Origin of the sequence: Paludifilum halophilum (genome assembly GCF_002245355.1) — a bacterium.
GTDB classification, from domain to species: domain Bacteria; phylum Bacillota; class Bacilli; order Thermoactinomycetales; family DSM-45169; genus Paludifilum; species Paludifilum halophilum.
Map to the genome: position 1 here is coordinate 577,751 of NZ_NOWF01000001.1, position 14,741 is coordinate 592,491.

At 52.0% G+C, this 14,741-nt stretch carries 15 protein-coding genes, 1 pseudogene and 1 riboswitch; of the genes and pseudogenes, 6 read left to right on the plus strand and 10 right to left on the minus strand.

Annotated features, from left to right (window positions below; translation table 11 throughout):
* Positions 1-28 precede the first annotated feature (28 nt).
* A complete protein-coding gene (gene spoVB, locus CHM34_RS02695; protein ID WP_094263002.1) occupies positions 29-1,609 on the plus strand; it encodes a stage V sporulation protein B in 1,581 nt (526 codons plus the stop codon).
* A gap of 7 nt (positions 1,610-1,616) precedes the next feature.
* On the opposite strand, the gene CHM34_RS02700 is transcribed toward spoVB, so the two are convergent.
* Positions 1,617-2,300, minus strand: a complete 684-nt coding sequence (locus tag CHM34_RS02700) for a DUF421 domain-containing protein (protein WP_094263003.1) — start codon at positions 2,298-2,300, stop codon at positions 1,617-1,619.
* Between the two features lie 177 nt (positions 2,301-2,477).
* On the opposite strand from CHM34_RS02700, the gene CHM34_RS02705 reads away from it, so the two are divergent.
* The 4 genes from CHM34_RS02705 (at position 2,478) to CHM34_RS02715 (ending at position 4,828) form a co-directional block, all read left to right on the plus strand.
* Positions 2,478-2,870, plus strand: coding sequence for a TIGR04086 family membrane protein (locus tag CHM34_RS02705; protein ID WP_094263004.1), 393 nt, complete (start codon positions 2,478-2,480; stop codon positions 2,868-2,870).
* A 214-nt stretch (positions 2,871-3,084) separates the two neighbouring features.
* Positions 3,085-3,927 carry a phosphatase PAP2 family protein gene (locus CHM34_RS02710; protein ID WP_094263005.1) on the plus strand — a complete coding sequence of 281 codons (843 nt, stop codon included), beginning with the start codon at positions 3,085-3,087 and terminating at the stop codon, positions 3,925-3,927.
* A 66-nt stretch (positions 3,928-3,993) separates the two neighbouring features.
* Positions 3,994-4,134: a hypothetical protein gene (locus CHM34_RS19175; RefSeq protein WP_169713550.1), complete on the plus strand. Its 141-nt coding sequence runs from the start codon at positions 3,994-3,996 to the stop codon at positions 4,132-4,134.
* Between the two features lie 217 nt (positions 4,135-4,351).
* Complete coding sequence (locus tag CHM34_RS02715) at positions 4,352-4,828, plus strand: DUF2935 domain-containing protein (protein WP_338048638.1); 477 nt, start codon at positions 4,352-4,354, stop codon at positions 4,826-4,828.
* Positions 4,829-5,128: 300 nt separating this feature from the next.
* Here the strand turns inward: CHM34_RS02715 and CHM34_RS02720 are convergent.
* Positions 5,129-6,478 (minus strand): annotated as a pseudogene (locus tag CHM34_RS02720) (alpha-amylase family glycosyl hydrolase); the annotation flags it as partial.
* A 337-nt stretch (positions 6,479-6,815) separates the two neighbouring features.
* Between CHM34_RS02720 and CHM34_RS02725 the strand changes: the two are divergent.
* On the plus strand, positions 6,816-8,279 hold the full coding sequence (locus CHM34_RS02725) for an aldehyde dehydrogenase family protein (RefSeq protein WP_094263008.1): 1,464 nt from the start codon (positions 6,816-6,818) through the stop codon (positions 8,277-8,279).
* A 71-nt stretch (positions 8,280-8,350) separates the two neighbouring features.
* Here CHM34_RS02725 and tenA read toward each other — a convergent pair whose 3' ends face one another.
* The 8 genes from tenA to ruvC form a co-directional block, all read right to left on the minus strand.
* Positions 8,351-9,058 (minus strand): thiaminase II, encoded by a 708-nt coding sequence (tenA, locus tag CHM34_RS02730; RefSeq protein WP_094263009.1) that lies wholly within the window; start codon positions 9,056-9,058, stop codon positions 8,351-8,353.
* Positions 9,059-9,120: 62 nt separating this feature from the next.
* Positions 9,121-9,226: riboswitch (TPP riboswitch) on the minus strand.
* A 248-nt stretch (positions 9,227-9,474) separates the two neighbouring features.
* Positions 9,475-9,795, minus strand: a complete 321-nt coding sequence (yajC, locus tag CHM34_RS02735) for a preprotein translocase subunit YajC (RefSeq protein ID WP_094263010.1) — start codon at positions 9,793-9,795, stop codon at positions 9,475-9,477.
* Positions 9,796-9,852: 57 nt separating this feature from the next.
* Positions 9,853-10,992, minus strand: coding sequence for a tRNA guanosine(34) transglycosylase Tgt (gene tgt, locus CHM34_RS02740; RefSeq protein WP_094263011.1), 1,140 nt, complete (start codon positions 10,990-10,992; stop codon positions 9,853-9,855).
* A 115-nt stretch (positions 10,993-11,107) separates the two neighbouring features.
* On the minus strand, positions 11,108-12,139 hold the full coding sequence (gene queA, locus CHM34_RS02745; protein WP_094263012.1) for a tRNA preQ1(34) S-adenosylmethionine ribosyltransferase-isomerase QueA: 1,032 nt from the start codon (positions 12,137-12,139) through the stop codon (positions 11,108-11,110).
* A gap of 52 nt (positions 12,140-12,191) precedes the next feature.
* Positions 12,192-12,410, minus strand: coding sequence for a DUF2905 domain-containing protein (locus CHM34_RS02750; RefSeq protein ID WP_094263013.1), 219 nt, complete (start codon positions 12,408-12,410; stop codon positions 12,192-12,194).
* A complete protein-coding gene (gene ruvB / locus CHM34_RS02755; RefSeq protein WP_094263014.1) occupies positions 12,407-13,408 on the minus strand; it encodes a Holliday junction branch migration DNA helicase RuvB in 1,002 nt (333 codons plus the stop codon). Before ruvB ends, CHM34_RS02750 begins: the two co-directional genes overlap by 4 nt.
* A gap of 12 nt (positions 13,409-13,420) precedes the next feature.
* Positions 13,421-14,044, minus strand: coding sequence for a Holliday junction branch migration protein RuvA (ruvA, locus tag CHM34_RS02760; protein ID WP_094263015.1), 624 nt, complete (start codon positions 14,042-14,044; stop codon positions 13,421-13,423).
* Positions 14,041-14,547 carry a crossover junction endodeoxyribonuclease RuvC gene (ruvC, locus tag CHM34_RS02765; RefSeq protein WP_094263016.1) on the minus strand — a complete coding sequence of 169 codons (507 nt, stop codon included), beginning with the start codon at positions 14,545-14,547 and terminating at the stop codon, positions 14,041-14,043. The genes ruvA and ruvC overlap by 4 nt, the downstream gene beginning before the upstream one ends.
* Positions 14,548-14,741 lie beyond the last annotated feature (194 nt).

A 14,741-nucleotide genomic window follows, 5' to 3' on the forward strand; every position in this document is an offset into this window, starting at 1 on the left:
CCACTTCGCTGAAGGAAGGGGCCTCCCGTTGACCAAGCAAACCTTCTTACACGGTACCCTGGTTCTCGTCGGTGCAGGCTTTGTGACCAAAGTACTCGGTTTTTTCTACCGGATCGCCTTATCCCGCTTGATCGGCGATGAGGGGATGGGGCTCTTTCAAATGGCTTTTCCGATTCTGATTTTTATTATTGTGGTAACCACGGCCGGACTCCCGGTCGCTATCTCCAAACTGGTGTCGGAAGCAGAGGCTGTCCGGGACGAACAGCGCATCCGTTCCGTTCTGATCGTATCCACACTGATTGTGACTGTCTCCAGCACCCTTTTCACGATCCTTGTCCTCCTGACGGCCCCGTTGATCGCCAAGACACTGCTTACCGACGAGCGGTCCGTCTACGCCCTGATGGGAATCGCCCCCATCATCCCCATTGTCGCTGTTTCATCCATCTTTCGCGGTTATTTTCAGGGACGCCAGCATATGAGCCCTTACGCCTTTTCCCAGGTCATCGAGCAAGTAGTACGGATCTTTACCGTACTCGTACTGGCCCGATACCTTTTGCCCTATGGTGTGGAGTTCGCGGCGGCGGGGGCAATGATCGGAATCGTGATCGGGGAGTTAGCGGGGATGCTGTTTCTTTTACACTCCTACAAAAAAGATCCAAAGCGCCCGTCACTCCGGTTTCGGGTCCGGGAAATTTTTCACTGGGAGCTGTGGGACCGTTTCCGCAGCACGGCTCAAGGAATGGTCCGCCTGGCTGTCCCCGTCACGGCCAGCCGAATGGTCGGTTCCTTCTCTTACGCCGTGGAGCCGATCATCGTCTCCCAGAGCCTGGCCATCGCCGGGATTTCTGTCGCCACTTCCACCGCCCTTTACGGCCAATTGGAGGGAATGGCTATCCCCTTGATCTCTTTTCCGGCTTTTATCACCTATGCCCTATCCGTCTCCCTGGTTCCCGCTATCTCCGAAGCGGCAGCCAAAAAACAGCACCGCATGGTGGAACATCGTCTCAATCAGGCGATACGCCTCTCTCTGATCGTAGGCGGACCCTGCGCCGTCATTCTCTTTATTCTGGCGGTACCGTTTACGTCTCTCCTTTATCATAATATCGAAGTTTCCCGGCTTCTTCAGATCATGGCCCCCTTTGCCGTCTTTCTCTATCTGCAGGGACCCTTGTCCGCCGTGCTCCAGGGTTTGGACAAGGCCAAAGACGCCATGAGAAACTCCATCTTCGGAGCCGTGGTCAAAACCGCTCTGATTTTCATCCTCGGCTCTCAGCCTACCCTGGGAATTGACGGAGTCGTGATCGCTATTAACTGCGGCATGGTGATTGTGACAGTTCTCCACGGGATCAGTGTATTGCATTATGTCCCCTTTACCATGATCGCCCGAGACCTCGTCAAACTGGCGATTGCAGTAGTCGGTATGGGGACAGCGGCCTACTGGGTTTTTCATCATTCCCAGAGCCCCCTTCTGCCCCGGGTTCTGTTGTCCACCTCCGTCAGTTTTGTCCTGTATTTGGCTTCCCTCATCCTGTTGTCTCTGATTCGCAAAGAGGATGTCCGGCGTCTTCCCTATATCGGAAAGTGGCTGGCTCCTTTTCTGCCCCGGTAAAACGCTTCTAATCCTCCCGGGGATCGATATAGAGCTTTCCGGTATGATCCACACTGACGAAAAAAACCTCCCTCACCGACTGATACCCGTATTTCCGCAATTGCTTTTCCAGCCAAATGCGACTCTTCCCGACCCTTTTCAGGCCGTCCTCCTGAACTTGACTATCAATGACCAAGGGGACGGGTAGCCGGAAGACTTGGGAAGACCGTTTCTCCGGCCAGACGTCCTCTTTTTTCAGAGTCTCTTTTTCTTCTTTGAGAAATACACTCAACTCACCGGAAGTCTCCAGGACAGCCATTTCCACATCCGCCACATTCGCCACGTTTTGTTCACGAAGTTGAAGGAGTAAATCATCCATATTATAGCGTTGCTTTTTCATCTCACGCTCCTGAATCTTACCGTTTTGAATCAAAATCGTCGGTTTTCCGTCTACGATATAACGGATCATTCTGCTCTTCAAAGAGAGATAAGACAGTAAAATCTGGGCCGAGATCATGGTCAACATCGGTATGAGTCCATTAATGAGGGGCATATTGGGGTCTTCGATGGACAGGACTGCGAAATCGGCGATCATAATCGACACGACAAAATCAAAGACGGAAAGCTGACCGATTTCCCGTTTACCCATGAAACGCATGACCAACAGGACGAAAAAAAAGATAAACAACGAACGCAAGAAGGTCGTCCACATCCGCCGCCATTCCCTCCTCCGTTGCAGTTACTTGCCAGTCCCCCATCCGATAAGCGGTCAATCCGCTCATTAGTCTCCTCAGGCGGGGATGGATTTATCAGCTTCCATACCAGGGGCTTGAATAAAAGAAAAGACACGCTCATAACCATGTACAAACATCGCCGGGAGGTGCCTAGCATGAAACAACCTGCGGTGTCACCGCATCCGTTCTTCAAAAACCCCGTTCTCTTGGGCGTAGCCGTGGTTCTGGGCTTGGTATTGGCCGGTTCTGTCATCACCGCCCTGATCCTCCGTTTTACATCGGTGCCCGAGTCCTCAATGCCGTATTTTACATCCACGGTTAACGGAATCGCCCTGTTGACAGGCGGGTGGATGTCGGGGAGAAGAGCGGAACAGAGAGGGTGGCTATACGGGGGGTTGACGGGAATTTTGTATGTGGGGATCGTATTTGTCGTCGGTTTTTTGGCCTTTGATACCGCAATACGCGTGCAGCCCGTTCTGTTGACTCTCTGCGCCGCCGGTCTTGGTGCGATCGGCGGAATCTTCGGAGTGAACACCGGAAAAAGATAACTTTTTCCTGCAAATTCTTTCAAATATGTTTAGATGCAGGTTACCCGTGGAAAAGTTCATAGGATCGAAAAAACCAGCGTTTCGGTATCCACCGTAACCCTGTTGACCCTGCGTGTCAGCGAGCTCGTTTGCGGTAACTGCCGAAACCTTTCTTTTTATCGCCGGGAGCTTCCCCGGTTCACCCCGCCGAACACGTCTAAAAGGGGGATCGGCCGTGTTTCAAACCACTGCATCCATCATTATCACCAGTATCATCTCTCTTCTGTTCGTACTCGCTTATAGCTCGCGGAGCAACCCTTTGGCCGTGATCGGCGACTTTAGCCGAGGGCTGATTCAAAACCGGTTATTGTGCTTTCATTTTCTGGGTGCTCTCAGCATTCTCGGCGTCAACAAACTGGAACTGTTGGCCGAACCCTACCTGACGGAATTTCGGGATTGGACCCCTTATATCCGAATGTTTGAGGAAAATGTAACACCTTTAGTTCAACAATTTTTCCACAACACCGCATTCACCTATGTCTCCACCTTTTTTTACGTGGTGTTCTTTTCGGTTCTCCTGGTCGCCTCTCCCCTGATCTATTATCGGGACAGCGACCTTCGTTCCCTGTATACCGTTCTGTACGCGATCGGTCTCAACTATCTACTGGCCATTCCATTTTTCTTGTTCGCTCCAGTGGATGAGGCTTGGTTCCTTCATCCGGACATCCGGTTCCTAATTCCCGACGTTTATCCGACATTCGAAGAGCAATACCGGCACTTTTCCGGTCTCGACAATTCATTCCCCAGCTTGCACACCTCCTTATCGGTCACGCTGGCTCTGATCGCCTGTAAATCCGGCAACCGGCGCTTCGCCAGGATCAACATCCTCTCTGCAGGGGTCATCCTGTTCGCTATCATTTATCTGGGGATTCACTGGTATCTGGACCTGGTGGCCGGACTGATTCTGGGTATCGTCAGCCTCAGTCTGGCTAATAAGTTATCGGAGATCCCTCTGGGAAACCACCAGTTGGAACTGAATACCGGACACAAACCTTCAGAACAAGTTTCCAACATGTGAAACAAATCCGGCCGCCGAATGGATCCTTTTCCCATGGACAAGATAGGGGAAAAGGAGACCGTTCATATGGGCAAACAGCAGCGTCAAGAAAACGAAAGCCGCGAACAGCAAGCGAAGCGGAGGGATACGGCCAAGAAGCAGGATGAGTTGAAAGTCCCCGGATACGGAAACAAAAAGTTGGAAGGCCCCAATCGACCGAGTACGTGAAGGGGATCAACCGCCTGCAAGGGGTGCGCGGTCGAAGGTTCAAATCCTGTCATCCCGACTGGAACAGAAAGCCCGTAAGGCCTGAAATAAAAGGGTTTGCGGGCTTTTTATTATGGTTAAAGGTTTTTGACTTGATTCAAGGAATTCGTCGAAAGATACCGTCAATTAAAAGGAAAATTCCTTAATTTATTACCGTGCTTTTAGGTTCTATCCCCTTTTGAGCAGTCATAATATTTTAGCAATGCATTCAAAAGGGGAGTTCAACATGCAATTCTATTACGGCGAACAGCAGCCTTTGAGAATTTTGGATGAAGAGGAATTTTGGAAACAACAAGAAGCCGAACACACGGTGGTCATCCGAGAAGTCGTCGAAGGGTTGGAAGAAAAATACATAAAGATACTGAAAGAATGGGAAAGGGCTTTTTATCAGACCCGGGAGAGAGTAGTAAGCTACATCGAAACCGTCATTCGTTCAACCGGTCGGATATCTCCCGAACTGTATCAGGAAATCTTTTCCCTCACCTATTTTTGCTACGACCAAAGCACTCGCTTCATTGCTTTTCTTAATGAACTGATGGAAAACAGTGAACCAATTCGCTCTAATCTCATCGCACAGGTCGTCATGCGGCATATCATTCGTGAGTCGGAATATTTCGTTGGAATTGCCCGCACGGTTTTGTATTCCCGTCAATAGAAGCCCGTGGGGGTTTCTTTTTTATTTTAATTTAAGTGTCTTAAGAAGACCCTTCAACCAGGGTCTTTTTTCCATAGAAACACTAAAAAACTCCAATTGGTGGGTGCCGGAGCGACCTTGGCGAGACTTGTACTGGAATGAGTGCAAAGGATCTACGCCGGCCTACCACCCTCCCAACTTGATTAACAGATGGGGCATTAGAATCAAAAGAGGTTGAACTCCAGCTGGAGGTCAACCTCTTTTCGGTTCCACTGCTCCCAATTTACAACAATTAGCCTATACGGCTATAACCCCTCGGAGTTATCTCGTGAAAATCTTCACTTCCTTGGGGGTCAAGGTGGCAGTGATGCCGCCGTCGGTTACCGTCACCCGGTCACCGCTCATCCGGTCGGTCAGCACCTCGCCGTCGGAAAGGTTGTCCAAATGGGGTATTGTACGGGTCTGTTCGGACCAGGCGTTGTTGATCATCACCACCACTTCGTCTCCGCCCTTGGACCGCTGGAACGCATAGAAGACATCGTCCACCCACTTTTCCCGCTGGCTTCCGCTTTGCAAAGCGGGATGGTGGTTGCGGATCTCATTGAGTTTGGCGATGTATTGGTAAAGCTCATGGTCGGGGTTGAACACCATATCCTCCCGGTTGTAGGGGTCCTCCCCGCCGCTGAACCCTTGTTCTGTTCCCTGGTAGAGGATCGGGATCCCCCGAACGGTGAACTGGAAGCCGAGTGCCGCTCTCAGTTGCGGCCACTTGTCCCAACCGGCTCCGGGTTTTCCCGACGCTTGGTGCAAAAATCGGGGAACATCGTGATTGTCGATAAAGACGCCGTTGAGAGAGGGATGATCGTAGTTGCCGTCCTGTGCCAACCGGTCCCGGATTCGGTACATGGATCGGTCCTGTCCGAATACGTCCCGAATCGTGTAATACATCGGAAAGTCCAACACCGCATCCAGATAATGAGTGTAATCACCGACATAACCGGGATCCCCGTGATAGACTTCACCCATCGTAAATGTACCGGCGCTGTCATCAAATTCCTTCCAAAACCACTTCGGAACGTGTTTCACCGTGTCGACCCGCAAACCGTCCACTCCTGTCATTTCGACCATCCACTCAATCCAGTTGTTCAACTCCACTACGACTTCCGGGTTTTCATGATTGAGATCGTCCAAGCCGGCGACATCTCCATTTTCCACCCACCACTGGTCGTTCCAGTCCTGAACATCCCCGTTGTGGTGATACCAATCGTATTGGTCAAAAGGAGCGGCGGCGAAACCGTTATTCGGCTGAAAATCGCCGGTATGATTGGCCACGACATCCAACATGACCGCAATACCCTGTTCATGGGCTTTTTGAACCAATTCCTTCAGCTTGTCCATATCCCCCAGATGACCGTCCACGCTGTAAAAATCATAGGTCCAATACCCGTGATAAGCGTTGGCGCTCCTCTGCATCGTCACCGGCGTGATCCAGATGGCGGTGAACCCCATGTTTTTAATATAATCCAGCTGATCGATAATCCCTTGGAAATCACCGCCATGATATTTACGGGGATCATCGGGATCCGAAGCGTACCCTCCGTAGTCGTCATTGGACGGGTCGCCGTTGGAAAAACGATCCGTCATGATAAAGTAGATGCTCCGGGTTTCCCACTGCTCCGCTCCCATCGCGTTAACACCGGAGGACATAAACGGGACGATGCTCATCACACCTATTAATACAACCGTTATCACCCATGAAAATCGACGTTTCATACAAATTTCACCCCACCTTTTATGAAATCGTTTGCATTATGATTATATATTTTTTTGGGAATCTTCGCAATCATATACTTTCAGGACGACTTGAAGCCCGGTTTTGGGTTGCATTCAGGGACAATCCATCAAACAGATCCGCGCCTTAAAAAGGATATGCATAGCCAAATATGGAACCGTAAAGATTAAAGGCGATTGTTTTTCCGGTAGATCAAAAAAAGGAGGACGGGCACTCATGACATATTCCCATTTAAATAAACTATTGATCGGGAAACAGTGGCGGGATGGTTCCACAGGTCAAACATACAAGGTCATCAATCCTTTCAATCAAGAAACGATTGCAGAAATTACGATGGCAGACAAAAGAGATGTGGACGAGGCCTATCACACGGCCAAAACGGTGCAGGAAGAGTGGGCAAAAACACTTCCGCAAGAAAAAAGGGCCGTCCTGGAGAAGGCTGCGGATCTCATGGAACGGCGACGGGAAGAGTTGGTTCGGTGGCTGGCTGTTGAATCGGGGAGTTCCCGATTAAAAGCCCATGTCGAAGTCGACTTTTGTATCAGTATTATCAAAGAAGCGGCTACCTTTCCCTTTCGAATGAACGGCCGCATTGTCCCGTCGATCATTCCTGGAAAGGAAAATCGGATTTACAGAAGACCGGCAGGGGTTGTGGGAGTCATCAGCCCATGGAATTTCCCTCTGTATTTGTCCATTCGCTCAATCGCTCCCGCTTTAGGTGCCGGAAACGGGGTTGTGGTAAAGCCGCCGACCTCCACACCCATTACAGGCGGGATTCTGATCGCAAAGATCTTTGAAGAAGCTGGATTGCCTGCCGGACTCTTGAATGTCATTGTCGGCAAAAATGATGAAGTCGGCGACCCGATGGTCGTACACCCGATTCCCAGCATCATCTCTTTTACCGGATCGACAGAAGTAGGCCGAATGATCGGTGCCAAAGCGGGAGAGAAATTAAAAAGGGTGGCGCTGGAACTGGGAGGAAACAATGTATTCATCGTCCTGGATGACGCCGATATCGATCGGGCCGCTGAAGCTGCGGCATTCGGCAAATTTATGCATCAAGGACAGATTTGTATGGCGATTAACCGAATGATCGTCGATCGTCAAGTGTATGAACCCTTTATCGAAAAACTGAAACAAAAAGTGGAAACTTTAAAAGTCGGTGATCCTCTCAAGGAAGATACCCGTATCGGCCCGTTGATCCGCCAATCTGAAGTGGATCGGATACAAAAATGGATCCAAGAGAGTAAACAGCAAGGAGCCAAAACCATTTTGGAAGGCGAAGTTCGGGGAACTCTTATGGAACCCGTTATTCTGGCCGATGTCACGAATGATATGCCCATCGCCAAAAATGAAATCTTTGGACCGGTAGCTGCAGTGATCCCCGTCAACGGCGAAGAAGAAGCGATTCGAGTAGCTAATGACACCTCTTTCGGTTTGAGCGGTTCGATACATGCCGGAACCATTGAACGCGGCGTAAGAGTGGCCCACTTCATTGAAACCGGGATGATTCATGTCAATGACCAGCCTGTCAATGATGAACCTGTCATCGCTTTTGGAGGAGAAAAAGACTCGGGACTGGGCCGATTTGGCGGTGAATGGGCGTTGGATGAATTTACGACTGTAAAATGGATTTCTGTTCAGGAAGAGAATCGGACCTATCCTTTTTTTAAGGATTAGCTCTTTCCTTTACGAAAACCCCCGTTTCACCGGTTGGAAACGGGGTTTGTTACTTGCAGCGGCTTCCCATTCTATTCATGAGTCCCCAGAATGTCAGGAAATGGCCACGTTTCCCGACGGTAGGCCATCTCCCAAAAAAGATATTCATACTGGCTGCTGATCAAAAAGTGATTGTGCACCCGTTGCAGTGTCTTCTCTGAAGAGGTAGCGGCCAGGGTATCCAGCGTATCGATCTGCTCTTGGACCAATTGTCCGAATTCCGGGCTTGCATAAGCTTCGATCCACTCCTCATAGACCTCCACCCCCGGTCGGGCCTTCGCCAGCCGTTGTCCGATCTCCCGGTACAGCCAATAGCAGGGCAGTAAAGCGGAGACAATCTCGATCAGACTCCCGGTATGGGCGATGGCCAGCAGATGTCGCGTATAGGCGAAAGCGGTGGGAGCCGGTTGGAAACGCTTTTGTGCCTCCGCCAGGTTGAGCCGTTGGGAAAAGCGATCGTGAAGGGCTTTTTCCACTTCATAGGTCTTTTGAACGTGTTCCGCCCACCGTTTTGTTTCGGCGAAAGTTTCCGACTTCGCCCCCGCCAGGGACTGTACCTTGGCAAAGACAGAAAGATAATACGCATCCTGCCCCAGATAGAAAATGAAAGAGTCCAGAGGAAGGCTCCCCTGAGCAACCCCGAGAATAAAGGGATGTTCGAAACTCTTTTGCCAGGCGATATCCGCCTCCCGACGCAGCCGCTCGCTGAGCCGATCCTTGACGGTTTCCGGTTGATTCATCCTTTTCTCCTCCCCATGTAAAAACCGCTTCCGAAAATGGAAGCGGTCCTGTTTGAATGTCCTCGATATGCAGACCACTTCCCTACGCCGGTACGAACCGGATCAGGTCAAAAGGGTTGAAGAGTTCACCTCTTCTCTCAGCCGCATACGGCACCCCCAGCGGTTGGATGAAGTTGAACCGATTATATCAAAGGGAAGTAGAAACATCCAGCCGTCACTCGATCAGATCGATAAAAACAGACCGGGTTTCCCCGGTCTGTTCATTCACTAGAAGCCTTATGATCGAGCACGTTCTTGACGGGTCAAGATTTTGGGTTCCACACTCTGTTTCGTTGTTCTTACAAGCCAACAGCTCTCCGTATGAAACCCCAATCTCCCGAAAACGGGCTTTTTCACAACGCTTCCAGAAGCCGACCTCACTTCTCGTCCTTGTCCTTCTCCTCTTTCTTGTCTTCCTCGTTTTTCTTCTCTCCCCCGTCGGAATTAACGACGGCGTTGACAGAGGAACGCTCAAATACCAGGCGGGTGGTATCGTTTACTTTCAGAGTGATCCGCTCGTCGTTCAAATCCATAATCGTTCCGTGAATTCCGCCAATCGTAATCACCTTATCCCCTTTTTTCAGGGCTGCCAGCATGGCATTCCTTTCTTTGGCACGCTTCTGTTGCGGGCGGAGCAACAGAAAGTAGAAGATGGCAAAGATCAGGATCAAAGGGAGAAACTGTACAAAAGCATCCATCTGTTTTCCTCCTTGGGTATTCATGTTTTTTATACAAGGTTTGCCGAAATCACAGTGCTAAAAACCACGCCGCCTTTCTTCACCAGGACCGTAATAACTTTCGAAAAAAGAGTCTCTGAAGTCCGACAACCGGTCCCGGCGAATCGCTTCCCGTACCTGCTCCATCAATTGGAACAGGAAATACAGGTTGTGATAGGTGGTTAAACGGAGTCCAAAGGTCTCGTCCGCTTTGATCAGGTGACGGAGGTAAGCCCGGGTATAGTGACGACAGGTATAACAGTCGCAATCCGGATCCAGAGGAGAAAAATCCCTCGCATATCGGGCGTTGCGGACCACCAGCCGGCCCCGGCTGGTCATGGTGGTCCCGTTACGGGCAATCCGAGTGGGAAGGACACAATCGAACATATCGATCCCTCTCATCACGCCCTCCACCAAGGCGTCCGGGGAGCCGACCCCCATCAGATAACGGGGCTTGTCCGTCGGCAACAGGGGGGCCGCATCCTCCAAAACCTGATACATCAAATCCTTCGGTTCCCCTACACTTAAGCCGCCGACCGCATAACCGGGAAGATCGAGCTCTGTCACCTGGCGCACACTCTCCTGCCGCAGGTCCTTATCCATCCCGCCCTGGACGATTCCGAACAAGGCTTGTGTCTCCGGTCGTTGGTGGGCAGCGACACATCGTTGCAACCAGCGATAGGTCCGGTCCATCGACTGACGAACATAGTTCCGGTCCGCCGGGTACGGGGGACATTCGTCGAAAGCCATGATGATGTCCGCTCCCAGGGCGTTTTGAATCTCCACCGATTTTTCCGGGCTGATAAACAAGGGTTTGCCGCTTAGATGAGAGCGGAAGGAGACACCTTCCTCGGTAATCTGTCTGAGATTGCTCAGGCTGAACACCTGAAAACCGCCACTGTCGGTCAATACGGCACCGTCCCAATTCATGAAACGGTGCAGGCCTCCGGCTTCCCGGACGATCTCGTGACCCGGGCGCAGAAACAGGTGATAGGTATTGCTCAACAGGATTCCACTGCCCATCTCTCTTAACTCTTCCGGACTCATCGTCTTGACGGTGGCCAGTGTTCCCACCGGCATAAACACCGGCGTCTCAATCGTCCCGTGAGGGGTATGTAAACGTCCGAGCCGGGCACCTGATTGCCTGCAGGTTTTTATCAATTCATAACGAACGGCCAATGAATCTTCCTCCTACTCGTACCATTATACCTTAGGACCTATCCCGGTTAAACCTATAAACCTATTGAAAAATCGCCAATCTGTTACAAAGGGGTGAACGGAAAGCTCACCCGATTTAGAGGATGAGCATCGCATCTCCAAAACTGAAAAAACGGTACCGCTCTTCCACCGCTTTCCGATAAGCCCGTAAAATCAGTTCCCGGGTAGCAAAAGCACTCACCATCATTAACAAAGTCGACTGAGGGAGATGAAAATTGGTTAATATCGCATCGACGGCACGGTAGGTATAACCCGGATAGATGAAGATATCCGTCCAGCCGTTGCAGGGACGAATCTCGCCAAACCGGCGGTGGACGGTTTCCAGGGTGCGAACGGAGGTAGTCCCCACAGCGATGACTCGTCGCCCCTCCCTTTTTGCCCGCCGGATCTTTTGGGCACTCTCCCCACCCAGTTCATAATATTCGGCATGCATCCGGTGTTCCTCCACCCGCTCCGCCGTCACGGGTCGAAAGGTACCCAAGCCGACATGGAGAGTCAGGGAAGCGACCTCGACTCCCTCCTGTTCCACTTGTTTTAACAGCTCCGGTGTAAAGTGCAAACCCGCCGTGGGAGCGGCGGCGGATCCCAGACGGCGGGAGTAGACGGTCTGATACCGCTCCGGCTCCTCCAGCTTTTCGCGGATATATGGAGGTAAAGGCATCTCACCCAATTCATTCAAGAGCGATTCGAGATCGTCCACATCGTACTCCAGACGAAAAATGCGGCCGCCGGCCACCTCCGATTCTTCTTCTGCCACCGCCTTTAGTTTCCCCTCGCCAAAATCGACCACAGTCCCTTTTTTGATCCGTTTAGCCGGTTTCACCAAGGTTTCCCACCGGTCTTTTCCCAGGGGATTGAGGAGCAGGATCTCAATTCGGGCCCCCGTCTCCTCTTTCCGCCCGATCAAGCGGGAAGGGCGAACCCGGGTATCATTCAATACCAGCACATCTCCGGGCCGCAGATACTCCGGCAAATCAGTAAACCGGCGATGAGCGATCATTTCCTCCGCGCGATCCACCACCATCAACCGGGATCCGGATCGCTCCGGAGCAGGGTGTTGGGCAATCAATTCCTCCGGCAAATCGAATTGAAACAAGGATACGTCCATCATAATTCCTCCTTTCTAATGATCCCGTTCCTGCCACAAAAAACGCCCGCCCCTACCGGAACAGGCGAATCAAGTACAAAATCAGCGACAAAACAACGCTGATCACGATACTGGTCACGACGGGAAAGTAAAACTTAAAATTCTCCTTTTCAATGACGATGTCTCCCGGCAGGCGCCCCAGGTTGAAAAAGCGGCCCCCCACCTGCCAAATCAGGCCGATGACAACCAGAATGACACCCGCCACAATTAGGAGTTTAGGAATCTGGCTCATGGCGGCATCTCCACTCCAAAATGTTGATAGCAACGCGATGTCACCATCCGCCCCCGAGGCGTTCGCTGCAGGAACCCGATCTGAAGCAAATAAGGCTCATAAACATCCTCCACCGTATGAGACTCCTCGCCGATGGCGGCGGCGATCGTCTCCAATCCGACGGGACCGCCGCGGAAATGCTCCATGATCGACCGGAGCAACTTGTGATCCACCTGGTCCAATCCCAGTTTATCCACCTGAATCCGGTCTAATGCGTCCCGAGCGGTCTCCGGGGTGATCACACCGTCTCCCTGAACCTGCACAAAATCCCGCACCCTTTTTAAAAGGCGATTGGCCACCCGGGGAGTGCCTCGGGCACGGCGGGCGATCTCATGCGCCCCTTCTTCCCGGGTGGTGACTTGCAACAGATCCGCCGACCGGGACACGATAAAGGTGAGCTCCTCTTCTGTGTAGTATTCCAGCCGGGTAACAACACCGAACCGATCCCGCAGCGGAGAAGACAGGGAGCCCGCACGGGTCGTCGCCCCCACCAGGGTGAAGGGCGGTAAGTCCAGCCGAACGGACCGGGCACTGGGCCCTTTGCCAATGACGATATCCAAGGCGAAATCCTCCATCGCCGGATAAAGAACTTCCTCCACACTCCGGTTCAACCGATGGATCTCATCGATAAACAACAGGTCCCCCTGTTGCAAATTGGTCAGAATCGCCGCCAAATCCCCGGGACGCTCAATAGCCGGGCCCGAGGTGGTGCGCAATTGAACCCCCAGTTCATTGGCGATAATGTGAGACAAAGTGGTTTTCCCCAGCCCCGGAGGGCCGTACAGGAGTACGTGATCCAGTGTTTCCCGGCGCATCTTGGCCGCCTCTATGTATACCTTCAAGTTCTCCTTCGCCCGGGATTGGCCGATATATTCGCTTAAATACCGAGGGCGCAGGCTGAATTCCACTGTTTCCTCATCTACCGATGACAGATGGGAAGAAATGATCCGCTCTTCCATCCCGCATCCCCCCTACTTTTTCATGGAAACCTGCAGGGCACGGCGAATCCAATCATCCAGGCCGGGTTCCGTTTCACCGAAAGCTTCCCTCGCTGTCTCTACAGCCCTGGAAGCTTCCTCTTCATTATATCCCAGGGTTTTCAGGGCTTCAATCGCCTCCGCCGACACGGATGAGGCAGAGAGAGACGAATTTGCGGATGCTGATTCCGCGTTCTCTCCTGTCAGGATGCGATTCCAACCGGCCTTTTCCAGCTTGTCTTTCAGATCCAGGACAATGCGTTGGGCTGTCTTTTTTCCGATCCCGGGCAGTTGGGTCAAAAACCGCAGATCCTCCCGCTGCACCGCCTCCGCCAACGAGGCGGGAGAACCCGCTCCGGTGATCGACAACGCCACTTTGGGACCGATCCCGGATACCTCCAACAGCAGGCGAAACAGGTCCCGCACTTCCGGTTCGCGAAAACCGTACAACGTCAAAGAATCCTCCCGCACCACCTGATGCGTAAACACGCGGGACGTCTCTCCATCCTCCCATTGAAACGGATGGGTACAGAAGATCCGGTATCCGACACCGCCGGTTTGCAACACCAGATAATCGACGGCCCGATAAGCGATGGTTCCCTCGATAAAATCGATCATTGGCCGAGCCTCCTTGATCCCAAACGTGCGGTAAAGGTCGTGGAATGCGCCTGACAGATCGCCACTCCCAAGGCATCCGCCACATCATCAGGCTTCGGGATATCCGGCAGAGACAGGATCATCCGCACCATCTCCTGAATCTGCTTTTTCTGTGCCTGACCATAGCCCACCACTGCCATTTTCACCTGCAGCGGTGTATATTCGGTAATGACCGCTCCCGCCTCCTCAGAGGCCAACATCACCACTCCCCGGGCCTGCCCCACCGTAAAGGCCGTCGTCACATTCCGATTGAAAAACAGCTTTTCAATCGCCACCACATCCGGCTGAAAACGCCGAAACAGCTCCGTGCTGGCATCGTATATCTGTTTTAACCGGGTCGCCGTCGCCGTTTTGGCGGGGGTTTGAATACTTCCGTAATCCACGACCTTCAATTGATTCCCCCGCTGGTCGATCACTCCGTAACCGACGATCGCAATCCCCGGATCGATGCCCAAAATTCTCACCTCGTCCCCTCCCTATTCCGAACATTTATTCTCTATCGACTGATTATATCACAAGATCAACGGCTAGAAGGCTTGTGATTTAGCACGTTCCTACCGGATCAGGGTTGGGTTTTTACACTCCGTTTCGTTGGCTGAGTGCCAAGGATTTTCGCGCTCCCCTGGTCCCCTATCGGAAACAGAAACCGGATGTAGCA

Excerpts from the sequence above, each read along its gene's own strand:
- CHM34_RS02725 (WP_094263008.1), top strand. The coding sequence starts at position 6,816 with ATGACATATTCCCATTTAAATAAACTATTGATCGGGAAACAGTGGCGG.
- ruvB (WP_094263014.1), bottom strand. The coding sequence starts at position 13,408 with ATGGAAGAGCGGATCATTTCTTCCCATCTGTCATCGGTAGATGAGGAA.
- queA (WP_094263012.1), bottom strand. The coding sequence starts at position 12,139 with ATGGACGTATCCTTGTTTCAATTCGATTTGCCGGAGGAATTGATTGCC.
- CHM34_RS02705 (WP_094263004.1), top strand. The coding sequence starts at position 2,478 with ATGAAACAACCTGCGGTGTCACCGCATCCGTTCTTCAAAAACCCCGTT.
- tenA (WP_094263009.1), bottom strand. The coding sequence starts at position 9,058 with ATGAATCAACCGGAAACCGTCAAGGATCGGCTCAGCGAGCGGCTGCGT.
- CHM34_RS02750 (WP_094263013.1), bottom strand. The coding sequence starts at position 12,410 with ATGAGCCAGATTCCTAAACTCCTAATTGTGGCGGGTGTCATTCTGGTT.
- CHM34_RS02700 (WP_094263003.1), bottom strand. The coding sequence starts at position 2,300 with ATGTGGACGACCTTCTTGCGTTCGTTGTTTATCTTTTTTTTCGTCCTG.
- CHM34_RS19175 (WP_169713550.1), top strand. The coding sequence starts at position 3,994 with ATGGGCAAACAGCAGCGTCAAGAAAACGAAAGCCGCGAACAGCAAGCG.
- yajC (WP_094263010.1), bottom strand. The coding sequence starts at position 9,795 with ATGGATGCTTTTGTACAGTTTCTCCCTTTGATCCTGATCTTTGCCATC.
- ruvA (WP_094263015.1), bottom strand. The coding sequence starts at position 14,044 with ATGATCGATTTTATCGAGGGAACCATCGCTTATCGGGCCGTCGATTAT.